Annotated in this window: 22 protein-coding genes; 17 read left to right on the forward strand and 5 right to left on the reverse strand. The window is 34.8% G+C overall.

Annotated elements, in window-relative coordinates; translation table 11 throughout:
- Nucleotides 1-142 precede the first annotated feature (142 nt).
- The 12 genes from OZP06_RS11360 to OZP06_RS11415 all read left to right on the forward strand — a co-directional run bounded on the left by OZP06_RS11360 (nt 143) and on the right by OZP06_RS11415 (nt 12,253).
- Entirely contained in the window at nt 143-574 is a 432-nt protein-coding gene (locus OZP06_RS11360) for a cytochrome c (protein WP_269221947.1), read from the forward strand.
- Nucleotides 575-741: 167 nt separating this feature from the next.
- Nucleotides 742-2,076: a cbb3-type cytochrome c oxidase subunit I gene (locus OZP06_RS11365; protein WP_269221948.1), complete on the forward strand. Its 1,335-nt coding sequence runs from the start codon at nt 742-744 to the stop codon at nt 2,074-2,076.
- Between the two features lie 372 nt (nt 2,077-2,448).
- On the forward strand, nt 2,449-3,240 hold the full coding sequence (locus OZP06_RS11370; protein WP_269221949.1) for a CbbQ/NirQ/NorQ/GpvN family protein: 792 nt from the start codon (nt 2,449-2,451) through the stop codon (nt 3,238-3,240).
- 255 nt (nt 3,241-3,495) lie between these two features.
- Complete coding sequence (locus OZP06_RS11375) at nt 3,496-5,142, forward strand: VWA domain-containing protein (RefSeq protein WP_269221950.1); 1,647 nt, start codon at nt 3,496-3,498, stop codon at nt 5,140-5,142.
- Between the two features lie 151 nt (nt 5,143-5,293).
- The gene (locus tag OZP06_RS11380; protein ID WP_281323740.1) at nt 5,294-6,274 is read left to right on the forward strand and encodes a PAS domain-containing protein; all 981 of its coding nucleotides are present in this window, start codon (nt 5,294-5,296) and stop codon (nt 6,272-6,274) included.
- 329 nt (nt 6,275-6,603) lie between these two features.
- Nucleotides 6,604-7,185, forward strand: a complete 582-nt coding sequence (locus OZP06_RS11385) for a cytochrome c oxidase subunit 3 (protein ID WP_269221951.1) — start codon at nt 6,604-6,606, stop codon at nt 7,183-7,185.
- A gap of 2 nt (nt 7,186-7,187) precedes the next feature.
- Nucleotides 7,188-7,427, forward strand: a complete 240-nt coding sequence (locus tag OZP06_RS11390; protein WP_269221952.1) for a cytochrome C oxidase subunit IV family protein — start codon at nt 7,188-7,190, stop codon at nt 7,425-7,427.
- Between the two features lie 125 nt (nt 7,428-7,552).
- A complete protein-coding gene (nirK, locus tag OZP06_RS11395) occupies nt 7,553-9,028 on the forward strand; it encodes a copper-containing nitrite reductase (RefSeq protein WP_269221953.1) in 1,476 nt (491 codons plus the stop codon).
- A 123-nt stretch (nt 9,029-9,151) separates the two neighbouring features.
- Nucleotides 9,152-9,529 (forward strand): cytochrome c, encoded by a 378-nt coding sequence (locus OZP06_RS11400; RefSeq protein WP_348651432.1) that lies wholly within the window; start codon nt 9,152-9,154, stop codon nt 9,527-9,529.
- A gap of 12 nt (nt 9,530-9,541) precedes the next feature.
- Nucleotides 9,542-10,330: a formylglycine-generating enzyme family protein gene (locus OZP06_RS11405; RefSeq protein ID WP_281323741.1), complete on the forward strand. Its 789-nt coding sequence runs from the start codon at nt 9,542-9,544 to the stop codon at nt 10,328-10,330.
- A 22-nt stretch (nt 10,331-10,352) separates the two neighbouring features.
- A complete protein-coding gene (locus OZP06_RS11410; protein WP_281237749.1) occupies nt 10,353-10,967 on the forward strand; it encodes an SCO family protein in 615 nt (204 codons plus the stop codon).
- A gap of 11 nt (nt 10,968-10,978) precedes the next feature.
- Nucleotides 10,979-12,253, forward strand: coding sequence for an alginate export family protein (locus OZP06_RS11415; RefSeq protein ID WP_281323742.1), 1,275 nt, complete (start codon nt 10,979-10,981; stop codon nt 12,251-12,253).
- Between the two features lie 71 nt (nt 12,254-12,324).
- Here the strand turns inward: OZP06_RS11415 and OZP06_RS11420 are convergent, their stop codons facing one another.
- The 4 genes from OZP06_RS11420 to OZP06_RS11435 form a co-directional block, all read right to left on the reverse strand.
- The gene (locus OZP06_RS11420; protein ID WP_269221956.1) at nt 12,325-12,561 is read right to left on the reverse strand and encodes a hypothetical protein; all 237 of its coding nucleotides are present in this window, start codon (nt 12,559-12,561) and stop codon (nt 12,325-12,327) included.
- A 128-nt stretch (nt 12,562-12,689) separates the two neighbouring features.
- Complete coding sequence (gene lysS / locus OZP06_RS11425; RefSeq protein ID WP_269221957.1) at nt 12,690-14,387, reverse strand: lysine--tRNA ligase; 1,698 nt, start codon at nt 14,385-14,387, stop codon at nt 12,690-12,692.
- A gap of 208 nt (nt 14,388-14,595) precedes the next feature.
- Complete coding sequence (locus OZP06_RS11430) at nt 14,596-15,606, reverse strand: hypothetical protein (protein ID WP_269221958.1); 1,011 nt, start codon at nt 15,604-15,606, stop codon at nt 14,596-14,598.
- Nucleotides 15,607-15,620: 14 nt separating this feature from the next.
- Nucleotides 15,621-16,853, reverse strand: coding sequence for a hypothetical protein (locus OZP06_RS11435; RefSeq protein WP_269221959.1), 1,233 nt, complete (start codon nt 16,851-16,853; stop codon nt 15,621-15,623).
- A 373-nt stretch (nt 16,854-17,226) separates the two neighbouring features.
- Between OZP06_RS11435 and OZP06_RS11440 the strand changes: the two genes are divergently transcribed.
- Nucleotides 17,227-17,967, forward strand: a complete 741-nt coding sequence (locus OZP06_RS11440; protein ID WP_269221960.1) for a hypothetical protein — start codon at nt 17,227-17,229, stop codon at nt 17,965-17,967.
- Between the two features lie 193 nt (nt 17,968-18,160).
- Nucleotides 18,161-18,865 carry a lipoyl(octanoyl) transferase LipB gene (lipB, locus tag OZP06_RS11445; RefSeq protein ID WP_269221961.1) on the forward strand — a complete coding sequence of 235 codons (705 nt, stop codon included), beginning with the start codon at nt 18,161-18,163 and terminating at the stop codon, nt 18,863-18,865.
- Between the two features lie 77 nt (nt 18,866-18,942).
- Here the strand turns inward: lipB and OZP06_RS11450 are convergent, their stop codons facing one another.
- Nucleotides 18,943-19,602, reverse strand: coding sequence for a ribonuclease HII (locus tag OZP06_RS11450; RefSeq protein ID WP_269221962.1), 660 nt, complete (start codon nt 19,600-19,602; stop codon nt 18,943-18,945).
- Between the two features lie 384 nt (nt 19,603-19,986).
- Here OZP06_RS11450 and OZP06_RS11455 point away from each other — a divergent pair, with 384 nt between their 5' ends.
- From OZP06_RS11455 to OZP06_RS11465, 3 genes are all read left to right on the forward strand, one after another.
- A complete protein-coding gene (locus OZP06_RS11455) occupies nt 19,987-21,945 on the forward strand; it encodes a putative porin (protein WP_281323743.1) in 1,959 nt (652 codons plus the stop codon).
- 110 nt (nt 21,946-22,055) lie between these two features.
- Nucleotides 22,056-23,417, forward strand: coding sequence for a pyridoxal-phosphate dependent enzyme (locus tag OZP06_RS11460; RefSeq protein WP_269221964.1), 1,362 nt, complete (start codon nt 22,056-22,058; stop codon nt 23,415-23,417).
- A gap of 78 nt (nt 23,418-23,495) precedes the next feature.
- Nucleotides 23,496-23,978: a 3'-5' exonuclease gene (locus tag OZP06_RS11465; protein WP_269221965.1), complete on the forward strand. Its 483-nt coding sequence runs from the start codon at nt 23,496-23,498 to the stop codon at nt 23,976-23,978.
- Nucleotides 23,979-24,063: the final 85 nt, after the last annotated feature.

Raw genomic sequence — 24,063 nt, forward strand, 5'->3', positions numbered from 1 at the left:
AAGTAAAAAATATTTTTTATTTAAAATATTTAAAAATAAATCAATAAAAGATAAAATTATCTTTTATATTTGTCGGACAATAAAAGACATTATTGTCTTTTATTTAAATCGAAATTTATTAACCAACAAAAAACAGATTATTATGCTTTCAAAATCACAAGCACGAGCATTTTTTCTGGGAGGAACACTGGTCACCTTTTTAATCTTTATAGGATTGACCGTTTATTCGTTTATGCCCAGAAATGATCAAACCAACTACAAGGCTATTGACAAACAAGTAGTGAGAGGAAAAGAAATTTGGGAACACAACAATTGCATGGGTTGTCACACCATTTTGGGCGAAGGAGGCTATTATGCTCCCGAACTGACTAAAGTTATCGACCGAAGAGGTGAAGGCTATGTCAAAGCCGTATTGATGTCACCAATACCTTGGGCGCCAAATGGGCGAAAAATGGTAGCCTACAATATGAATGAAAAAGACGCAAATGCAGTCGTTGCTTACTTCAAGTGGATCGGAAAAATCGATTTGAATGGGTTTGACCGCATTGTCTCTCCTTTAGCTAAAGCAAATTAATATGAAAATGAATCGAATGGTGATTTTCGCAAGCATGCACTACTCACTATTCACTACTCACTAATTTTAAAAATATGAAATCGCTAGCAATTAAAACTTTGCGTAAGCTAAAACAAATAAAAAAAAGCGATACCATTTTTGACAAATAACAAATAAAATTAACAAAAATGAAATATAAATCACAAAAAGTAGCCTATTGGTTTTTTGCACTGTGCATGTTGTTGTTCTCCCTGCAAATTATCTACGGTTTTATCATGGGCTTTGACCGAATTGGCCTTCAAGGATTACACGATATTGTTCCGTTTAATGTAGCCCGCGCCGTGCATACCAATTTGTTGGTTGTTTGGCTGTTGACGGGTTTTATGGGAGCAGCCTATTACATTATCCCCGAAGAATCGCAACGCGAACTAATAAGCGTAAAATGGGCGTATGTACAATTAATTTCACTCGCCGTAGTTGGAGTTGTGGCTATTGTTGGTTTTCACTTCAACCACTGGGAAGGCAGAAAATTTCTGGAAATTCCAAGAGAATTGGATTTCTTGGTTGTAATCAATGTATTGCTGTTCTTAGGGCTGATTTTAGGAACACTTTTCAAGGCAAAACGAAAAACCACCACAGCTTTAGTATTGTCAATGGGATTGTTGTTTGCCGCTTTATTGTATCTACCAGGAATGATTTGGTTTGACAGTCAGGTAATGGATTCCTTCTTCCGTTGGTGGGTAGTTCACTTGTGGGTTGAAGGTGTTTGGGAGCTAATTATGGGAGGTATTCTTTCGTATTTATTGATCAAATTGACGGGTGTCGATAGAGAAGTGATCGAAAAATGGCTATATGTAATCGTTGGATTGACTTTTCTTTCGGGAGTTTTAGGAACCGGACACCACTATTATTATATAGGAGTAAACAAAATTTGGTTGATCGTTGGTGGTATTTTCTCCGCACTAGAACCTTTGGCTTTCTTGGCAATGGCTTTGTTCGCCGTGAATATGTACCGCAAAGGCGAAAAAAGCCATCCCAACAAGATTGCTTTATTCTGGACAATCGGTTCGTCTATCGTTTCTTTTGTAGGAGCAGGATTGCTTGGTTTTGCACACACTTTGCCACAAACCAATCTTTATACACACGGAACTTTGGTTACCGCCATGCACGGACATTATGCGTTCTGGGGTGCGTATGCCATGATTGTTTTGGCTATAATTAGTTATGCATTACCCAATCTAACGGGCCGAAAAAGATACCAAAGCACCACAGGAATGGCCGCTTTTTGGTTGTCCAATATTGGTATGTTGGGAATGACAGTTGCTTTTGGAGTTGCAGGTGTCGTGCAAGTGTATTTGGAACGAAAAATGAAAATGGAATTCATGGTTGTACAAAACGAAATCAGTATTCACTTTGTGGTATTGCTCATTTGTGCCACCATGTTCACCACAGGAATTGCTTTGTTTATCTATGATTTTGTAAAATACGGCCGACCAACCGATGAGGCTTTGGAAATAAAATAAATGATATTTGGGCGTGACCACATGGAGAAAAGGGGGCAACTTTCGGACCGCATATTCGCCCCCTTTCCTCCATGCGGTCGGGCTATCACGAGCGCTATGGCGCCTTGTTTTATCCCTCACGCAGCTTCACGGATTTCAAGATCTTTTTGTTCTTGCTAATTATGAAGTTATTCTGCAAGGTTTTTTTTCAAACCTTGTAGGTATAAACACCAAACATAAGATACCTACAAGGTCCAAAAAAGACCTTGCAGGAACACACAAAAAAACTAATCGAGCCCTTTTTTAACCGGAACGTTTTGGCAACAGTTTTTGACCTCCATTTCCCTAAAAACGATTGTTTTGCGTTTCGGTTTTTTCATAAAAAATAAAAATATGTTAGTAGATACTTTAATACCTGTACCCTATTACCACTCAGTAGGCAAAGAAGTTGATGTCTTTGAACACTCCTATAAAAACAAAATTCCGTTCTTGTTGAAAGGACCTACTGGAACAGGAAAGTCCCGTTTTGTGGAGTATATGGCGCATCAATTGAATAAAAAGCTCATTACGATCAGTTGTCATGAAGAAACTTCTTCAACCGATTTAATTGGTCGGTTCATCATCAAAGGAGCCGAAACCGTTTGGCTTGATGGGCCTTTGACCACTGCCGTAAAAGAAGGCGCGATTATCTACCTCGACGAGGTTGCGGAAGCCCGTCCCGATGTAATAGTTGCCATCCATTCCCTTACCGATCACCGACGCGTACTGTTTATAGACAAATTGGGAGAAACGATTAAAGCACACGATGATTTTATGCTGGTAGCCTCTTTCAATCCCGGATATCAAAGAGGATTCAAAGAACTAAAACCTTCGACTCGTCAACGGTTTATTGCCGTTTCGTTTGATTACCCAGAGCCAAAAATTGAAACTGAAATATTGATAAATGAAACCAATATCGACAGCGATATAGCCAAAAAGCTTGTCGCGATCGGCAACAAAATTAGAAACTTAACCGAGTTAGGATTGACCGAAACTGTTTCGACACGACTTCTCGTAGATGCCGCAAAAATCATTCACAGCGGATTGCCAAAACGACTGTCGGTTCACGTAGCTGTCGTAGAGCCATTAACCGATGATTTGCAAACATTGGAAGCACTGAAAGATTTATGCAATTTGATGATATAAGCCCCCTAACCCCCGAAGGGGGAATAAAACCTTACATGAATAAATTGTATTGATATTATTTTTTAATAATTTAAATCCTATTGACCCCTAATAGGAGTTCACCCTTCGGGGGCTAGGGGGCTTATTATGGGTTTCGAGATAGATGAATATTTAGTTGGAAAATTTTTCAAGCATTTAAAAAGTAGAAAAAAAACCAATCCCGAAATAGAAAGTAGAACGATTTTTTTGAGCCAAATTAAATCGCGCCTGACCATTATGGCTAGAGCTATAACTGGCAATCCAATAGAAATATTTCCTGCCGAAAGGGAAGGAGGTTACAAAAACAATAATTTTTTTCTGCCAATCTCCTTTTGTGAATGCCCTACGCTGGAAGAGAATCTTACTTTTTATCATTTCAGAATTTTATATTTAAGTGTACAGCAACGTTTGAATTACAATTGGACTACTGAAGAAACTGAACCAACTTTAGTTCATTCTCAACAAAAAGCATTGGAAACCTCCGAAGAAATCCTTTCGGTTTTGTTTGAAGAATTTTCCATCGACAGACAGTTTTTGGCGAAAGCCAAAGATTACCTTAGCCCAAAAGGAACTGCTAAAAACGAACCTGATTTCTCTTGGTTGTTTGGCAAATGGATGAAGAATGAAGTGGAAACAGACAAAGAAGACGTACTTCAAAATTTTTCGGATAAGACCAAAAAACCAAATGAAATTCAACCTTTAACTACACTTAAAGCTAAAGCCGTTGAGGAAGTGATCACAGTGGAACTTGATAAAAAACAACAAGAAGATTATGTAATGCTGCATAATTTTGAAAAAGTGGAAACCGCCGAAGAATTCAACGGAAACTGGCGCGATTTTGACGGATCAGATGAACTCGAAGACCATCAAGATGCCTTGGAAGAACTGAATATGAAATACACCGTTCGGGTGGATGATACGTCCCATTCCGTATACCAAGCGGATTTCATCGAAAACACCACGATTTCCGAAAGTGCGTCTGTCGATGACAAAGGTTTTCATCACTGTTATGACGAATGGGATTTTAGCAAAAACAGCTACAAAGAAAATTTTTGTAAAGTATATCCAAAATCACAACATAAAACGGATAACGATTATTACAAAAAAACATTAACAAACAATGCATCCACATTAATTGGCTTGCGCAAAATGCTTACAAACGTCAATAACAAGATGCAACAGCGAAAACGCCAATCGCAAGGCGATGAATTTGATATTGATGCGATCACCGATTTGTACGTCGATGTGCATTCTCAAAGGACGCCTTCGGATAAAATTTATATTTCAAATAGAAAAACTGAAAAGGATTTGTCTATTCTGATGCTTCTGGATATCAGCCTTTCAAGCGATGGATACGCCGCCGGAAATCGAGTGATTGATGTTGAAAAAGAGGTTTCCATTTTGTTTGGAGAAATCCTAAACGAATTCAATATTGACTTTTCGATAGACAGTTTTTATTCCAAAACCAGAAATTACTCAACTTACTTGACCCTCAAAGATTTTGACGAAAGCTGGAATAGCGCCAAACACAAAGTAGGGGCAGTAGAGCCCAGCGGTTATACCCGAATTGGAGCTGCTTTACGTCACGCAGGAGCACGACTCGACAAACGAAGTACAAAAAACAAATGGGTCATCCTGATCTCTGACGGGAAACCCAATGATTACGATAAATACGAAGGTAAATATGGAATCAATGATGTGAAACAAGCCCTTCGCGAACTCAACTCAAAAAATATCAACTCCTATGCATTGGCCATCGAGGCCGAAGCTAAATATTATCTGCCACAAATGTTCGGGCAAAATCACTATCAAATTTTAACAACTCCCGTTGAGTTGCTGCAATCTTTAGTGAAATTATACGAAAAGATAAAACACCAAAAATGAAAATTAAATAAACCATTTTTTTATTGAACCATTAAGATATTAAGTTTCATTAAGATAAATGATAAAAGATTTAAAATATATCTAAAAGCTTAATTTTCTTAATGCCTTAATGGTTTTAAATTTTGCTTCAAGAAAGTTGAATGGTTCAAAAATGAAAATAACTACAATGACAAAAACAGCCAATACCACAGCACTACCGGATGGACATCCTATTTGGATTTACTTTCAAGAAAAACAAATTATAGAAAATCTTTTGGAAGAAATTAAAGCGGTAAATCCGTTGATAGATTTGCCAAAATACACCAATATATTCAATCAGTTGCTTACGATAGAAAAACGTTTTGCTCGAAAAGAAAATCAGCTTTTTCCTTTTTTGGAAAAAAAAGGCTGGGTTGGACCTTCGCAGGGAATGTGGTCATTTCATGATAATTTGAGAGAACAATTTCGTTTGATTCAGTATTATCTCAAAATGAATAATCCCGAAAGAATTGAAACAAACACTCCTTTTTTGATAGATGGAATTTACCGATTGATGAATGTAGAAGAAAACGTGCTGTTCCCAAATGCATTAGAACTTTTAGCTGAAAACGATTGGATAGAAATGCGCAAAGGAGAAGAAGAAATTGGCTGGATGCTATCACAAACGCCACCGCCTTTCCTAAAAGAGGAATACATTCATCCATCCGAAGATTTTACCGTTAGGGAATTGCCTTTTTCATTAGAAAACACTTCTCATTATGACGAGGGATATATGACTGTCGAACAGGTAAATCTACTTTTTAGAACCATGCCGCTTGATTTGACTTATGTGGACGAAAATGACAAAGTTATTTTCTACAATAGAGGAGAAGAGCGGGTATTTCCTAGAAGTGCAGGAATCATTGGTCGTGAGGTTAAATTTTGCCACCCACCAAAAAGCGTAGGAACTGTTCTTAAAATCTTGGATGAATTTAGAAAAGGAACCCAAAATGAGTCTTCTTTTTGGATAAACTATAAGGAGCGCCTGATTTACATTCGCTATTTTGCTGTAAGGGATGCTAACAAAAATTACAAGGGTGTGATAGAAATGTCTCAGGATATTACAGACATCAAAAAAATTGAAGGCGAAAAAAGATTATTGGATTGGGAGTAAAAAAGAATTGAGAATTAAGATTGCAGATTTCAGAATTTAGAGCGAGAAGAATAGGCTTTTTAGATAATATGGTTCCTGATTTTCGTTACAATCTTTTGTGCCTCCCGATAGCTATCGGGACCGGTACAAAAGGATTTCTACTGCAAAGGAAGTTCACTGAGTTCCTATGAAAATAAAAATAATAGTGAAGTAATCAGGGGCAAAGGAAAAGATTTTGCTTTTTTGATATGATCTAAAAATAAAAGCAACAATAGTCGACTCTGATTTTCAATATCTAAAATCTTTAATCATTTCTCTATCGTTTAACAAAATCTAAAATCTAAAATCAAATGGAAACCTTAAAAATAAATTACAAAAGCATTTACTATCCGCCAGGAGGAATATTGATGTGGATTATTATTTTTCTCGAGTTGTTGACTTTCGGAATGGCATTAGTTGCTTTTGTCTATTATGGAAGAGAAAACGCAACGGTTTTTCATCAGTCTAGAATGCAATTAAATGCCAATTTTGGTGTTGTAAATACTGTTTTCCTATTAACTAGCGGTTTTTTTATGGCCAATGCAGTACATCAATTTAAGGAAAGTAATATTCAAAAATCGTCAGTGTTCTTTAATTTGGCTATGTTAGGCGGTTTTTTATTCTTGGCACTCAAAGGCATTGAATATTACCATAAAATTGAAAGTGGAATCTCATTAGATACCAATATGTTTTATACTTTTTATTGGTTGTTAACAGGATTTCATGTTATACATGTCATTATGGGAATGGTTATTTTGGCTTGGACAAATTATGGAATGACTAAAAATAATTCAGATACCGTTGTTGAAGATGTTGAAGCTTGTGCTGCCTTTTGGCACATGTGCGATTTGATTTGGCTGTTGGTATTTCCAGTACTTTATTTAATATTTTAAAAATGAGAAAATCACTATTATTTGTATACGGAATTTTGATAGTACTCACTTTAACTACGGCTTTTATAGTCAATTCCATGATGATTTCAACTTTTGTAGTGTCGTTAATAATGGGATTGTCCATTTCTAAATTTCTGCTTGTGGCTTTTCAATTCATGGAATTAAAAAAAGCAAATTCGTTTTGGAAAGTAAGTTTGAGCGTTACTATAGGACTAATTGTATTACTTATTATTTTTTTATAACAAGCCTTAAAAAAAAGTTAAAAACATGATTTTTATCATAATCTATTTATCATTCTTCATTTAATTTTACACCGTAATAAAAGACAAATCCATCTTTTATTTAAATTAATCAAACCTATACTATCATGAAACCAACACAACAAAAAGGCAAACGATTCAAAATTGTTTTAGCAGTATGCTTAACATTTTCGTTAGGATTATTAGCATTCAATCATTATACTTCGGGTAGTGATGCTGATAGTAACAAGTATATCAAAGTCGAAGGACAACAAGAGGCCGAATTAACATCGCCTCCATTAGTTCCTAAACCAATAGGAAGTAGAGAGGCTACTAAATTGGTTGTCCATTTAGAGATTAAAGAATTAGAAGGAGAAATGGTCGATGGAACCAAATATACATACTGGACATTTGGAGGCTCTGTCCCAGGAAGTTTTATCAGAACTCGAGTTGGGGATGAGGTAGAGTTTCACTTAGAAAATCACCCGGATAATAAGTTGTCTCACAATATTGATTTGCATGCAGTAACTGGACAAGGTGGGGGAGCGGCATCGTCATTAGTGGCACCTGGACATGAAAAAGTATTTAATTTTAAAACTTTGAATCCTGGTTTGTACGTGTATCATTGCGCTACTGCACCAGTTGGGATGCACATTGCCAATGGAATGTACGGTTTGATTTTGGTTGAACCAGAAGGAGGATTGCCTCCAGTGGATAAAGAATACTACGTTATGCAAGGTGATTTCTACACTCAAGGAAAGTATGGAGATCAAGGATTGCAAGCTTTCGATATGAACAAAGCGGTGAAAGAAGAGCCAGATTATGTTGTATTTAATGGTAAAGTAGGTTCTTTAACAGGAGACAAAGCGATTACTGCTAAAGTAGGGGAGACCGTTCGTATCTATATGGGTAATGGTGGACCCAATTTAGTTTCATCTTTTCACGTCATTGGTGAGATTTTTGATAAAGTTTTTATCGAAGGTGGGGATATGATAAATAGAAATGTTCAAACAACAATGATTCCTGCAGGAGGAGCTGCCATAGTAGAATTTAAAGTTGACGTACCAGGCACTTTTATTTTAGTAGATCATTCTATTTTTAGAGCTTTTAATAAAGGAGCTTTGGGTATGTTAAAAGTAGAAGGCCCTGCAGACAAAACCATTTATTCTGGAACTACCGAAGAAGGAATTTATTTGCCGGAAGGAGGAACCATTCAAACCATGCCAAAAGCAAAAGATGTTGCAAAAGCAAAAGTTGCATTAACCGTGCCCGAACAAATTGCGGCAGGTAAGGCCATTTTTAGTACTACTTGTTTTGCTTGTCATCAATCTGAAGGGCAAGGAATTCCTGGTGCTTTTCCTCCTTTGGCAAAATCAGATTATTTAAATGCGAACCCAAAACGAGCAATAGATGTTGTGACAAAAGGTTTAAGTGGAGAAATTACAGTAAATGGTAAAAAAATAAACAGTGTGATGCCTAGTCAAAACTTAACTGATGATGAAATTGCCAATGTGTTAACCTATGTTTACAATAGTTGGGGCAATAATAAAACAGTTGTTACGCCTGCGATGGTAAAAGCACAAAAAAGTCAATCCGAACATTAATAAATAAAAAGAAAGTGGTTTGGATAACGTTTTTTTATTGAATATCTTTCCTATTTATTTGGATTTTCGCCTTGATGCTAAGAATATTAACCAGAATTAATAAAAATAATTAAAATTGAAATTATGAAAAAGTTTATTACTACAATTGCAATATTTGGATTTGCAATACATGGATTCAGCCAAAATGTAGATAAAGGTAAAGCAGTCTATGCCAAAACTTGTATAGCATGTCATCAAGCTACAGGTAGTGGAATTCCTGGAGCATTCCCACCATTAGCAAAATCAGATTATTTAAATGCTGATGTGAATCGTGCCATTAAGCAAGTTATTAAAGGGTCTAATGCACCGATCACAGTTAACGGCAAAAAGTATACTACTCCTATGCCTCCTCAAGTTCTTAATGATCAAGAAATAGCAGACGTATTGACTTATGTATATGCTAATTGGGGAAATAAAAAAACAACAATTACTCTTGCAATGGTTAAAGCACAAAGAAAATAAATTTTAATTTAAATGAGTTTAGCTATGTTACAATGTAGAAAAGTAGTTCTTGTTTTTTTACTACTATTGTCAACAATTCTATCGGCACAAAATACTCATATGGTTACCATAAAAAAGGGGATTTATGTTCCCCTTTATGGTACCATTGATAAAAAACCAGTAGAAGTAAGCTCTTTTATTATTGATGTTTATCCCGTTACTAATAGTCAATTTTTGGGATTTTTAAAAAAAAACTCACAATACAATCGTTCAAATATAAAAGGACTCTTTGCCGAAAAAAGCTACTTATCACAATGGAAAAGTGATTATGATTTTGGTACTGCTAATCTGCCCAATGCTCCAGTGACAAATGTTTCTTGGTTTGTGGCAAAGAAGTATTGTGAATGTCAAGGAAAAAGATTACCCACTATGGACGAATGGGAATATGTAGCAATGGCAGATGAAAAACGTATTGATGCCAGAAGCAAAGAAGAATTTAATAAATACATACTGTCATGGTATGAGAAACCTAAAACGTATGCAAATCCAGTGGGAGAAACATTTAAAAACTATTGGGGTGTTTATGATATGCATGGATTAGTTTGGGAATGGACTTCAGATTTTAATAGTATTTTTTTATCTGGAGAATCAAGAAAGGATAAAGCTACAGATAGAAATCTTTTTTGTGGAAGTGGTTCAATCAATGCATCAGATCTAATGAATTATGCTGCTTTTATGCGTTATGGTTTCCGAGCTAGTTTAAAAGCAAATTATGCGTCAAGAAACTTAGGCTTTCGTTGCGCAAAAAATATTCAAAAATAAATTCTATTTTTTAAATCAAAAAATGAAAAAAATAATTTTAGGATTAGGAATAATTCTATTAGGATTGCAAAGTTGTAATTCTAATAAAAATCAAAAAAATATTACGGATAACAATGCCATTATTTCAAATAAAATAACGGATTTATCAATTTATAATTTGCCCTCAAAGTGGACCAACCAAGATGGAATGCAAATTGAAATGAAAGATTTGAAAGGCAAAGTGTTAGTGATGGTTATGATTTATACTTCATGTAAATCAGCTTGTCCCAGATTGGTTGCTGATATGCGAAATATTGAATCCCGTTTGCCCGCGAATATCAAAGATAATGTAAAACTTGTTTTGGTAAGTATTGATCCCGAGGTCGATACCCCTGAACGGCTAAAATCATTTTCTGTTGAAAATAAAATGGATGGAAATCAATGGGTTTTTCTTCGTTCAACAGAAGAAAATACAAGAGAATTTGCAGCGGTATTGTCTGTGAATTATAAAAAAGTTTCCCCCATGGATTTTTCACATTCAAATATAATTAGTGTTTTTAATGCTGAAGGAGAATTAGCATATCAACAAGAAGGATTGGGAGTTAACTCAGATGAAACTATACTAAAAATAACCGAACAAGCCGAAAAGCTAAATTAAATTAGAGACCTATGAACTTACTTAAAAAAATCAGTTTATCATTATTAGTAATGGGAAGCTTTGGCGTTACCGCTCAAGAAATTGATGTAAATTTTCAAATCAGACCACGATATGAATTTAGAAATGGTTTTAAAGCTCCAATTCCATATGGTGAAAACCCTGGTCAATTTATATCCAATAGAACTCGATTGAATTTAAATTTCAAGCAGGATAAGTTTGTAACCAAATTAACAATGCAAAATGTTAGAATTTGGGGTGATGTCGGTACAACTACAAAATCGGATGTTAATGGTATCCAATTATTCGAAGCCTGGGCACAATATAATTTTGATGAAAAGTGGAGTATGCGTCTTGGTCGCCAAGTGATTTCATATGATAACCAGCGTATCTTCGGTGAATTGGATTGGGCTCAACAAGGGCAAAGTCATGATGCCGCATTAGTTACATACAAAAATAAAAATAATCAATTGGACCTTGGATTTGCTTACAATGCTAATTCTGAAACCGATCTTGCTACCAATTATGTCGTGCCTCTTTATAAAACTATGCAGTACGCATGGTATCATACTGAAATTGGTAAAATAAATATGAGTTTGCTATTTTTAAATACTGGATACGAAAATAAATTGACAGCTCCAATTCCAACACCAACTCCAGAGTTAGTAGTCGATTATATGCAAACATTTGGAACTTATTTGAATACCAAAAATAAAAACTGGGATGCGAATATGTGGTTCTATGGACAAACAGGGAAAAATAATAGCAGTTCTGTAAGTGCTTATGATGCAGCATTCAATTTTAATTATTATATGACCGAAAAATTCAAAGCAGGATTAGGATATGAGTTGCTGTCAGGTAAAAGTCAAGCGAGTTCGAGTAAGTCTGTTAAATCGTTTTATCCATTATTTGGGACCAATCATGGGTTTAATGGTTTAATGGATTATTTTTATGTAGGGAATCATAAAAACTCTGTGGGGTTACAGGATGTGTTTTTAAAGTTAGGGTATACTAATAAAAAATGGCAATTTGCTTTAATGCCGCATATGTTTAGTGCTGCTAATACGGTAATAGACGTCAATGGGAAAAAAATGGATGACTATTTAGGAACCGAGATAGATTTTACAATGGGTTATGCTGTTCATAAATTTGTAAATCTAAGCGGTGGTTATTCCCAAATGTTCGGAACAGATACCATGCAAAGATTGAAATCAGGAGATACAGATCATACAAACAATTGGGCGTGGGTTATGGTTAATATAAACCCTCAGATCTTTTCTTTTAAATAATATTGATTCGTGTATATAAATCAAAAGGAGCTTCTAATAATTGAAGCTCCTTTTTTTGTTTTTGTTACGCTTTACAGTTCAGTAATCCATTCAGAATCCTCTTTGTCAAGTTGTTCCTCAGAATGGTCATTTTTAAATAGTGTATCTTCTTCGTGATCTTTTGCCATTTCCAATTCGTTTTCATTTAGACGAAGAATTTCATTTGGATCAACAGGCTGTAGTAAGTGGATAATTTGCTTTAATAAGATAACATCATCGACAGATTTTAGCATATCCATTATTTTCTGTTTTAGTTCTAAAGTGTTCATAACGTGTTGTTTTGAATAGTAAAGTTACGAAAACAGGAAAAGATTATTTGTTTTCAATCAATGTTTTTAAATACAAAAAGGAGCTTCAATTTGAAACTCCTTTTGTAATAATATAGTTAGAATACAATTTACTCCTTCAATCGACAAGCTTTCACATCGCCATCAACAACAACTTCTGTCATTCCAAGAACCGAAAGATTCTTCATGGCTTTGTCCCATTTTTTACCACTCAATTCCGATTTGATTTTTAGTAAACCAAATTCCATAACATTAGCGTTTGCTTGCAAGATTGAAACAATTAATTTTTCATCTTCTTCCAAATGAACTTGTTTTTTCTCAGGACGCATTTGTGGAAAAAACAACACTTCCTGAATAGAAGCATTATTTGTCAAAAACATCATCAAACGGTCCATTCCAATTCCTAAACCAGAAGTTGGCGGCATTCCGTATTCTAATGCTCTCAAGAAATCTTCGTCTATCGTTCCAGTAGCTTCATCATCACCTTTTTCAGCCAAACGCATTTGATCTTCAAAACGGGCTCTTTGGTCAATTGGGTCATTCAATTCAGAGTAGGCATTGGCTACTTCTTTTCCACAAACCATCAATTCAAAACGTTCTGTCAACTCAGGATTATCACGGTGCTCTTTACAAAGTGGGGACATTTCTTTTGGATAGTCAGTGATAAATGTTGGCTGAATATAATTTCCTTCGCATTTCGCACCAAAAATCTCATCAATCAATTTTCCTTTCCCCATCGTTTTGTCTACGTCAATTCCCATCCCTTTTGCAGCGTCAAAAAGTTCTGCTTCACTTTTTCCAGAAATGTCAAAACCAGTAAAATGTTTGATAGAATCTGTCATTGTAACGCGTGCATAAGGCGCTTTGAAATTGATTTTGTGTTCACCAAAAGTAGCTTCACTCGTACCATTAACGCCAATAGCGCAATGTTCCAGTAAGTTTTCGGTAAAATCCATCATCCAGTTGTAGTCTTTGTAGGCTACATATATTTCCATTGCAGTGAATTCTGGGTTGTGGGTTCTATCCATTCCTTCGTTACGGAAGTTTTTAGAAAACTCATACACACCATCAAAACCACCAACAATTAATCTTTTTAAATACAATTCGTTCGCAATACGCATATATAGCGGTATGTCAAGCGAGTTGTGATGTGTAATAAACGGACGCGCCGCAGCACCACCGGGAATCGATTGCAAAACTGGAGTTTCAACTTCAAGATATCCGGCTTCATTAAAGAAACCACGCATTGCATTAAACAATTTAGTACGCTTGATAAAAGTCTCTTTCACGTTTTGGTTCACCGTTAAATCTACATAACGCATTCTGTAACGCAATTCGGCATCGTTAAAAGCGTCGTGCACTTTTCCGTCTTCGTCCACTTTTGGCAATGGCAACGGACGCAGTGTTTTACTCAAAAAAGTAAATTTATCCACACGAATACATTGAGCACCTACTTTAGTGGTAAACAATTCACCTTCAATACCAATAAAATCTCCCAAATCGGTCAATTTTTTGAATACTTGGTTGTACAACGTTTTATCATCGCCTTCACATAAAACATCTCGGTTCACGTACAATTGAATACGCCCTTCGCTATCCTGAAGTTCAGCAAAACAAGCTTTTCCTTGATCTCTCACACTCATCAAACGCCCGGCAACAATCACCTTTTTGCCTTCTTCAAAAGACTCCTTTATTTGTTTTGAAGTATGATTTACAGGAAAAAGTTGTGCAGGATAAGGGTTAATCCCCAAATTGCGTAAGTTTTGAAGTTTTTCTCTACGGATAATTTCTTGTTCTGATAAGGCCATTTTATGCTGTTTTTTAAGTCTGCAAAGATAAAGTTTTTGTTTTAAGTTTTTATTTTAATAATGAAGGTTTTTTTGGAACATTTTTTTTAAAAATTAACAACTAGTTTTATTTCTTTTTTCTAAGTAAAAGTGAGTTTGTAAAAGGTATTACATTTTAAAAAATAGATGCATTTTGATCCTATAATTATAGAAATAAAATGGATGATAATTAGTTTTGCTCAGCGATTGTGGTTTGATTCAGTTTTATAATCCTTATTTTTTGGTTTGTGTTATCTGCCAAAAAAATACGATCGTTAAGTTGTGCAGTACTGACAATAGTTCCAAAAGGATTTACTCCCATAACATCTGAAGCGTTAACCCTTGGTTTGAAAGTATTGTTGATTAATTCTTCTTTAGGATAAAGGCGTAGGTAATTTAAATCTCCATCTTTTTCAGCGGTTACAGCCCATTCACTGCTAAAAGAAATTGCAAGAGGTTTTGCATTTGTAAAAGGTGTTATTGTTGGGTTTATTGGTGTTGTTAGTGAACTTGTTGCATTGGTTCGAATGTTTGCAATGTTATACTGTAAATAGCCTTTTGCATTTTGTCCAGCCACAATTAAATTTCCAGTTGATACATCCATAGAATAGATTTCGGTACTTCCTTGCAAAGTGTTTAATTTGGCGATTGGTGTCAAATTCCAATTGCTTGTGTCTGTAATTTGGGATGTTTCAAAAACTTTGATGGTTGTGTTTTTTTCTTTAACAAAAAGCAATCCATCTTTAACGGCAACCCCAAAGACATGTACAAAAGTTTGCCACCATTGTCCATTTCCAACGGTATTGATGCCAAGATTTGTATTTTCATCGATAACAAAAAGTCTTGAATCAACACTGCCAAGATAGATTCTGCCATTGTCAATTGCCACAGAAGATAGTTTAGTCAACGGAATTGTAGTGTTGCCTTTGGTGTAATTTTTAATTGTTTTTATAAAAGTCAAAGTCTTAGCATTGAAAATTTCCAGCACATCGCCATTACAGATGTATAATTTGTCGTTTGCTATAGCGATTCCTGTTGGATCGAGTTGGCCTGTTCCATCTCCAATTTGGCTTGCAGTAATTGCAGCTTCATCAGTTGGGTAATAGTAATAGTAATTTATCGGCGTGAATGCTTCGTATGAATCGCTACCGCAATTGGTGCAAAGTAAAAGCAATGCTATAAAAAAAGCTATTTTGTTCATTTTTATTTGATTTGTTAATTCCATTTTCCAGCTCCTTTATATTTTAACAAGAAAGTATTTTTCGGGGATATTGTAAAGACCGGTTTTTTGTAAGTTCCTGTTAGGTAATTCGTTTTGGTCCAGCCTTTGAGTACTTCTGGATCGGTAAAAGGCAGGTCGTTTAAGTAAATTAAATATTTATAAAATTGTGTTAGCATCTCTTGCTGTCCGCCACCCTCGCCGCTATTGGCTAAATTACTACTATGGCTGAAGCCGATATGATGGGAGTATTCATGTGACCAAACCGACATTTCGCCTGTCCAGTGTCCAGTGACATAACTTGATTCCCATTGCGAAGCGAGAGGACCTCCTCCTAGTGCTGCTGCTCCTCCAACCATAGCCATGTAGAGTGTTCGGTTATCTATATAGTTTAAATATATTTGTTCAATTTGTGCTTTGGTCAAATAATCATAAACTCCATTAGCGTCATCAGTATTTCCGTGCCAATTGATTGCTCCATTTATCCCAGTTCCAGCTAGAGTAGCTTGCTCTTGTTTGTATCTGTCAAAATTAGTAAAGGTTTCATAATATATTGGATGACTTAATGCGTAGGAATAGTTTATGATCATTGTTATTGCTTCTTTTGCCAAAACGGGATTCATTGGCAAAAATTTCCCTAGTTCATTTATATGATAAGTGTCGTTAAATTGAACCAAATGGGAAGATTTTATTTTTTTGAACTTAGCAAATAACGGATCACTTGATTCTACTGAAAATTCGATTGCACCAGTAGAAAAACCGTCAATTTTATCAATTGTAACGGCATTGCCTGTTTCAAGTAAATAATCATTTTTTCCTGCTACTAATGGAATTTGGTGAAATGAGCGATGAAATGCAGGGATTTTTGTAAAATGATATAATAAAAATCGCTTGTCATAGTTGGGTAGTTTAGCATAAATTTTTACATCAGTAAGTCCAACTGGTGAATAAAGAGATAGTTGTATTGAATCTTTCCCTTTTTGGATTATTTGTAAGGGTTCGTTTACTCGAAACCAACGATCTTTTTTGTCATACATTTTTGATGGACTTTCATCATCTTCAAACATCGTAATGGCTTTGTTTCCTATGGGTAAATTTGTTGCATCAATGCTAGGCAAATAATGGGGATTGTAATTGGCGTATTGTATTTCATTATCACAGCTGGAAAGCATTACAAAAGTAGTAAATGGCAAATAGACAAAGAGCCATTTTTTGATGTTTGGAATCATGTAGGTTGTTTTAAAATTGATATGGTTTTTTAGGTAAATATTTCTAATAGCACAAATGTCACTACTTCTTTTTGTAATAAAAAGTTGTTTTTTATTTATTTATAAATCAGTATTATGAAGATGAATAGTGTTTGTTTTGTATAATAAGAGCTTTATTTTGGGAATCAATAACTTAATATATTCTGCGGCCAAACGATCTTCTTTTTATTATTTTGATTTTTTTTCTTTGTATGTAATCAAAAAATGAAGTAATATCTATCTAAATAGAATGCAGTGGAAGTACTAAAAGTCTGTGAATTTAAATACAGGTTGATCAAATACATTTAAAAGTAGTTATATTTGAAAAAAATAACTGACAATCATATTTTAAAGGATGAATAAATATTTATTACTTGTTATACTCGTTTTTGCTGCAAGTTGTCAAGTCACAGAAACTCTCCATCTAAACTCAGACGGTAGCGGAACCATTGAAGTTGTTGAGCTAAGAGACGAACACAGTTATATGCAATTGGCAAAAGAGGAATATTCAAAAGAAGATATTTTCAAAGACACGACTTATGTGTTCAAGGATTATTTTAAAAAATATGCAGAAACATTTGCCAGAACACCAAAGGAAGATCAAAATGTATATTTGAGATACGCTGATGTGAAAGTTCATATCAAGAAAAGCTCCTATGAAAAAGAGTTTAGAGCCACAGTTTCTCAAAACTTCAAGAAAACTACCGATATTGTTGATCTTTATAAAGCCGAAGACTATGCCGATAATATCAAAAAGAATTACGCTTTGACTGCCGAAGAGCATTATTATAAAGTAAGTTACGATTATGTTGGAAGCCGATTCAACAGAACCGTAAAAATTACCGATTCGATCCAATTAAAAAAAGAATTCGATCAAATAGAAAAAATTAAAACCCATTACAAAGGCTATAAACTTGTTCAGAGTTATGTATTGAACTACCATTTTCCTCGAAAAATTCAATCGGTTTCCAATCCATTGGCAAAAATTAGTGACGATCGTCAATCGCTTTTATTGCAATTTCTATTAACCGATTGTAAACAAAATCCCGAAATTACTAATCTCGAAGTGGTTTTGGAACCAGAAGCGGTAGATTAAGACGCAAATTCTAACAGGTTTTCAGAACCTGTTAGGTGTTTTGTTGTTTAGCGTATTGAAAATGTTATACCTAACAAGTTAAAAAAAAACTGTTAGGATAGCTGAAGAAACTTCCTTTTTTACGTTCTACAGACATCTTTCAAAACTTTGTACCTTTGCAAAAAAAAAGAATCTTAGCTTCTCAAAAAGAAAAATGAACAAAACCATCCAACTTCAAGATTTAGGTAATAAAGATTATAAAGCAACTTGGGAATACCAAGAAGAGTTGTTCAAAGGCATTGTGGATTTAAAAATTCAGAACAGGAGAGAAGGTACAGTTGTTGAAACGCCAAATTATTTTCTTTTTGTCGAACATCCGCATGTCTATACTTTGGGAAAAAGTGGAGATTTAACCAACTTGCTCCTATCCGAAAAACAGTTGGAAGCCAAAGGAGCCACTTTCTATAAAATTAATCGAGGTGGTGATATTACCTATCACGGACCGGGACAAATTGTGGGTTATCCTATTCTAGATTTGGAGAATTTCTTTTCGGATATTCATAAATACTTGCGTTTCTTGGAAGAAGCCATCATTCTTACATTACAAGAGTACGGAATAGAATGTGGCCGTAGCGAAGGCGAAACTGGAGTTTGGCTGGGGGTAGGAACACCTTTCGCCAGAAAGATTTGTGCTATGGGAGTTCGCGCTTCCCGCTGGGTAACGATGCACGGATTCGCCTTAAATGTCAACGCCGACTTGGGATATTTTGACAACATCATTCCATGTGGAATTCGTGGTAAAGCGGTAACTTCTTTGAATGTTGAACTTGGTGTAGAAAAAGTAGATGAGCAAGAAGTGAAAGAAAAAATCCTAAAACATTTCTCTGATTTGTTTGAAGCGGAGTTTGTGACTTTATAATTATTGGCCACAGATAACACGGATTTTATAGATTGCCACAGATTTTCTTTGCGACTTTGTGTCTTTGCGGTTAAAATTTAAATATCCAATTTCAACTGCTCTGGCAGCAACCTAAAACTCATTCGGTGGTATTTTGTGGTGCCATATTTTCGTATGGCTTCGCGATGTTCTTTGGTGGGATAGCCTTTGTTTTTTTTCCAATTGTACATGGGGAATTCTTCATGGATTTTGTCCATGTATTCGTCACGATAGGTTTTTGCCAAGACGGAAGCGGCGGCAATGCTTAAATATTTCGAATCTCCTTTTATGATACTTTGATTTGGGATTGATTTTAATCTTTCGATTTCAGCTTTTGAGAATTGTTTTCCAAAAGTATTCTTCAAGCCTAATTTTGCATTTAGTGCTCGATTACCGTCAACTATTATAAATTCTGGGGTTTGGTTTAATTTTAAGACGCATTCCTGCATTCCTTTCATCGAAGCATTGAGAATGTTTATTTCATCAATTTCTTTGGGATGCAAATGGGTAACGGCAAATGCAATAGCATGTTCTTCGATAACTGGTCGAAGTTTTTCTCGAAGTTTTTCGGATAGTTGTTTGCTATCATTTAAGATTGTGTTTTCAAAATCTATTGGTAGAATTACGGCTGCAGCGGTTACCGGACCAGCAAGGCATCCACGACCGGCTTCGTCGGTACCAGTTTCAAGCAGAAAGGTAGAAAAATTATTTAGAAGCATATTGAAATCTTTTGGCGGGACAAATATTGTAAATTTTTCTTGATTTTCATTTTTTTATTAACATAAGGGTTTCCGGGAAAATGAATTTGTTGGGGTTACACTCCAGTTCTTGCGAGTGCGAGAGGGATAAAAATAAGCTACCGAAGTAGCATGGTTAGCCCGACCGCATTATTGTAAGTGGGCGAATAGGCAGTAAGTGAAGTGGCCCACTTGCAATAATGGGGACTCGCCCAAATTATTCGGAATATGAATGTTGTCTATTTTAACTAAATTATGTTTTGTGGTTTGTTCTATAAATTGAGTCGTTTTTTTATTTATATGTTTTTATCCTTTACCTTTGCTCGATATATCAATACAATAATTGCCTAATTATACCCTTTTCAAATGAGAATTTTCTTTTCTTTATTTTTTTTAGCCTTCCCATTTCTGCTGTTTTCTCAAGTAAATAGTGCTAAAGAAATTGATTATAATAGCAAATACAATTCTTCGGACTCGATAAAGAAGAAAAAAGCGCCTGAAGCAACTTATGATATGTATCAGATTATTTCACTGGATCGGGATACTACTTACATAGATACCACCCAATCTATACGCAAAGAGCATTCTTTTAATTATTTGCGAAAAGATAATTTTGGGCTTTTGAGTTTTAGTAATGAGGGACAAACATACAATACACTTCAATATGGTTTGAATGGATTTTCGCCTTATCCTGGGTTAGGTTTTACAGCCAAACAATTTAATTTTAGCAAAGCCGAAGACATAAGATATGCTAATGTTGCCACTCCTGTAACCGAGCTTTATTTTAAAACTACCATTGTTAGAGGACAGTCTACAGATGTTTATTTTGCAATAAATACATCTCCGAGACTTAATTTTTCTATAGCTTACAGGGCATTGCGTTCTGAGGGTAGGTATATTAATCATGAAGCTAGAACAGGGAATTTTAGATTTACAACGAGCTATAATACCAAAGATGGCCGTTATGTTGCCAATGCGCATTATGTAGCACAAAAGGTTCAAAACGAAGAAAATGGAGGGATTAGTAAGTCTAGTGATTTTGAGAGTGGCGATCCTGATTTTGATAATAGAGCCCGATTGGGTGTTTATTTTGAAGATGCTATGTCGTTGTTGAAAGGGAAACGTTTTTTTGTGGATCAAACCTTTAGGATCAACCCAAAAAAAGGAGGAAACAATCTATATGTAACAGAACAATTTAATTACGAAGATATTTACTTTGATTATACCCAACAAACAGTTCCGTCCTATGTAGGAGGGCTACAGGTGAATCGTTTTGGTAAATCATTTGCTACAAGTGGTATAAATGATAAAACTACCTATAACAAAATGTATAATAAGGTGGGTTTGGTTTATGAAAATACCACTTTGGGTGCTTTTACTTTTTTTGCAGATGATTTTAGATCCAATTATTTTTACAACAATATTTTGTATTTTGATACCGAAACTGTTCCAAATTTGTTAAGTCAAACTATTAATAGTATTGGGGGACAATACAATTATCGCAAAGACAAATGGAATGGGAAATTTTCATATTCTAAATCGATTACAGATCAAAATTTATCCAATTTAGACGCCTCGGCAGTATATGATTTTAACGAGGACAATCAAGTGTCATTTCGTTACCAAAACATGAATAAGTTGCCTAATAACAATTTCAACTTACTTCAGAGTAGTTATAAATCGTATAATTGGTCGAATGATTTTGTGAATGAAAAAATAAATGCTATCAGTGTAAACGCTGACACGCAATGGGGTAAATTGTCTTTGCAATTGAATTCTATTAAAGATCATTTGTATTTTGCCGATGTAACAACAGATATTCAACGAAATGATAGTTTGCAACAATTTATATCGCCTTCACAATATGGAAAGGTCATTCGTTATGTTTCGTTGAAGGCGTCTAAGGAGTTTGTTTTTGGTAAATGGGCATTAGATAATACTTTGTTGTTTCAAAAAGTTGATCAATCGGATCCAATTTTGAATGTTCCGGAATTTGTAACCAGAAACACTTTTTACTTTTCGGATTATATAATTGATAAAAAATTATTTTTACAAATAGGGTTGGAGTTAAATTATTTTACCAGTTATTACAGTAATGGTTATAATCCTTTGATTGGCGAATTTTTTACTCAAAATAAAGTAAAGATTGGTAATTATCCTAATTTGGACTTTTTTATAAATGCAAAAATTCAACGAACCCGAATTTATTTAAAGGCAGAACATTTTAATTCGATGTTTTCAGAAAATAATTATTTTTCGGCACCCGATTATCCGTATCGTGATTTCTTAATTCGTTTCGGATTGGTATGGAACTTCTTTAATTAACTTCTTTATTTTGTATAATATTAAAAATTGAAATTCTATTTCGAAATTCAAAAACTCGAAGAAAATTGTTTTTAATTTTACACTTTTAAATCTAAATTCTAAAATTATAAATGGAATACTCAGAAAATATATTAGGCACCATTGGGAATACTCCATTAGTAAAACTCAATAAAATAACGTCAGAAGTAGATGCTTTAGTTTTGGCTAAAGTAGAAACATTCAATCCTGGTAATTCGGTAAAAGACCGTATGGCTGTAAAAATGATTGAAGATGCTGAGGCAGATGGCCGTTTGCAACCAGGAGGCACAATAATAGAAGGGACTTCTGGTAATACTGGAATGGGTTTGGCATTGGTAGCGATCATCAAAGGATACAAATTGATTTGTGTGATCTCCGATAAGCAATCCAAAGAAAAAATGGATATCCTTCGTGCAGTTGGGGCCAAAGTAGTGGTATGCCCAACCGATGTAGAGCCAACAGATCCACGTTCGTATTACTCGGTTTCCAAAAGATTGGCAACAGAGACACCAAACTCTTGGTATGTAAATCAATACGATAATATGTCCAATTCCTTAGCGCATTACGAGCAAACAGGACCCGAGATTTGGAAACAAACCGAAGGGAAAATCACCCATTTTGTGGTTGGAGTTGGAACTGGTGGAACAATTTCGGGCGTTGGGAAATTTTTGAAAGAGAAAAATCCAAACATCAAAATTTGGGGAATTGATACGTACGGTTCTGTTTTTAAAAAATACCACGAAACTGGGATATTTGATGAAAATGAAATTTATTCGTACATCACAGAAGGAATAGGTGAAGATATTTTACCAAAGAATGTGGACTTCTCTCTTATTGATGGATTTACTAAAGTAACCGATAAAGACGCAGCAGTTTATACCCGAAAAATTGCTCTTGAAGAAGGAATATTTGTTGGGAATTCTGCAGGTGCTGCTATAAAAGGATTGTTGCAGCTCAAAGAGCATTTCAAACCAGAAGATGTGGTTGTGGTATTGTTTCATGATTCAGGAAGCCGTTATGTGGGCAAAATGTTTAATGATGACTGGATGAGAGAAAGAGGATTCTTGGAAGATGATGTAACCAAAGCGGAAGACGTTATCAAAGATCATATTAATCAACCATTAGTTATTGTTCGAACTGAAGAATTAGTTTCGCACGCTATTGATCGCATGCGTAAGTATAATATTTCGCAAATCCCTGTGGTTGATATTACTGGTTTTGTTGGTTCTGTTGACGAAACAGATTTGTTTAGAAGTTATGTAGCTGATAAAAATGTAGCTGATAAACCTATCAAAGAAGTTATGGGTAAACCGTTTCCTGTTGTAAAATTAGGAACTTCAATCGAAGATGTATCTAAGTTATTTACTAAAGAAAATGATGCCGTTTTGGTTGAACTTGAAAATGGGAATCATCAAATTATTACTAAATCGGATATTATTCGGTCGATGAAATAATTTTATTTGGATTGCAGATTTTAAGGACTACTTCAAAATCTGCAATCTAAATTTTGCAATCTAAAATCTAAAATCCCTATGACCTTTACTGCTATAGATTTTGAAACGGCCACCGCTTATCATCCTTGTTCGGTTGGTATTGTTACTGTCGAAAATGGGGTTATTGTAGATGAGTTTGTAACTTTAATCAAGCCACCCAACAACGAATACAATCCTTTTACAATAAAGGTGCATGGAATTTATCCGAGAGATACGGTGAATGCTAAATCGTTTGTAGAAGTTTTTCCAGAAATTCAAAAAAGACTTCAAAACAGAATCGTTGTGGCGCATAATGAAAGTTTTGATCGTAATGTTTTATCTAAATCTATGGCGCTTTATGGTTTGAATTACGAAGATTTAAATATTCGATCCCGTTGGGAATGCACCGTAAAAATATACAAAGCCAAAGGTTTAAAACCTACAAAACTAAGTGATTGTTGCCGTGAAATGAACATTAAATTAAATCATCACGAAGCACTGTCTGATGCGAGAGCTTGTGCTAAATTGTATTTACTGAGATAAGTATTTTTATTTTCAACGAAATATCTTTCTTTTTTTTATTTGTAAGTTAAGTTGTTTTATTTTTTCACTACTTTAGTTTAAAAGT

This window comes from Flavobacterium sp. IMCC34518, from assembly GCF_027111095.2.
Classification (GTDB): Bacteria; Bacteroidota; Bacteroidia; order Flavobacteriales; family Flavobacteriaceae; genus Flavobacterium; species Flavobacterium praedii.

Coding starts and splice junctions, on each gene's coding strand:
- OZP06_RS11360 (WP_269221947.1), top strand. CDS start 143: ATGCTTTCAAAATCACAAGCACGAGCATTTTTTCTGGGAGGAACACTG.
- OZP06_RS11365 (WP_269221948.1), top strand. CDS start 742: ATGAAATATAAATCACAAAAAGTAGCCTATTGGTTTTTTGCACTGTGC.
- OZP06_RS11370 (WP_269221949.1), top strand. CDS start 2,449: ATGTTAGTAGATACTTTAATACCTGTACCCTATTACCACTCAGTAGGC.
- OZP06_RS11375 (WP_269221950.1), top strand. CDS start 3,496: ATGGCTAGAGCTATAACTGGCAATCCAATAGAAATATTTCCTGCCGAA.
- OZP06_RS11380 (WP_281323740.1), top strand. CDS start 5,294: ATGAAAATAACTACAATGACAAAAACAGCCAATACCACAGCACTACCG.
- OZP06_RS11385 (WP_269221951.1), top strand. CDS start 6,604: ATGGAAACCTTAAAAATAAATTACAAAAGCATTTACTATCCGCCAGGA.
- OZP06_RS11390 (WP_269221952.1), top strand. CDS start 7,188: ATGAGAAAATCACTATTATTTGTATACGGAATTTTGATAGTACTCACT.
- nirK (WP_269221953.1), top strand. CDS start 7,553: ATGAAACCAACACAACAAAAAGGCAAACGATTCAAAATTGTTTTAGCA.
- OZP06_RS11400 (WP_348651432.1), top strand. CDS start 9,152: ATGAAAAAGTTTATTACTACAATTGCAATATTTGGATTTGCAATACAT.
- OZP06_RS11405 (WP_281323741.1), top strand. CDS start 9,542: ATGAGTTTAGCTATGTTACAATGTAGAAAAGTAGTTCTTGTTTTTTTA.
- OZP06_RS11410 (WP_281237749.1), top strand. CDS start 10,353: ATGAAAAAAATAATTTTAGGATTAGGAATAATTCTATTAGGATTGCAA.
- OZP06_RS11415 (WP_281323742.1), top strand. CDS start 10,979: ATGAACTTACTTAAAAAAATCAGTTTATCATTATTAGTAATGGGAAGC.
- OZP06_RS11420 (WP_269221956.1), bottom strand. CDS start 12,561: ATGAACACTTTAGAACTAAAACAGAAAATAATGGATATGCTAAAATCT.
- lysS (WP_269221957.1), bottom strand. CDS start 14,387: ATGGCCTTATCAGAACAAGAAATTATCCGTAGAGAAAAACTTCAAAAC.
- OZP06_RS11430 (WP_269221958.1), bottom strand. CDS start 15,606: ATGAACAAAATAGCTTTTTTTATAGCATTGCTTTTACTTTGCACCAAT.
- OZP06_RS11435 (WP_269221959.1), bottom strand. CDS start 16,853: ATGATTCCAAACATCAAAAAATGGCTCTTTGTCTATTTGCCATTTACT.
- OZP06_RS11440 (WP_269221960.1), top strand. CDS start 17,227: ATGAATAAATATTTATTACTTGTTATACTCGTTTTTGCTGCAAGTTGT.
- lipB (WP_269221961.1), top strand. CDS start 18,161: ATGAACAAAACCATCCAACTTCAAGATTTAGGTAATAAAGATTATAAA.
- OZP06_RS11450 (WP_269221962.1), bottom strand. CDS start 19,602: ATGCTTCTAAATAATTTTTCTACCTTTCTGCTTGAAACTGGTACCGAC.
- OZP06_RS11455 (WP_281323743.1), top strand. CDS start 19,987: ATGAGAATTTTCTTTTCTTTATTTTTTTTAGCCTTCCCATTTCTGCTG.
- OZP06_RS11460 (WP_269221964.1), top strand. CDS start 22,056: ATGGAATACTCAGAAAATATATTAGGCACCATTGGGAATACTCCATTA.
- OZP06_RS11465 (WP_269221965.1), top strand. CDS start 23,496: ATGACCTTTACTGCTATAGATTTTGAAACGGCCACCGCTTATCATCCT.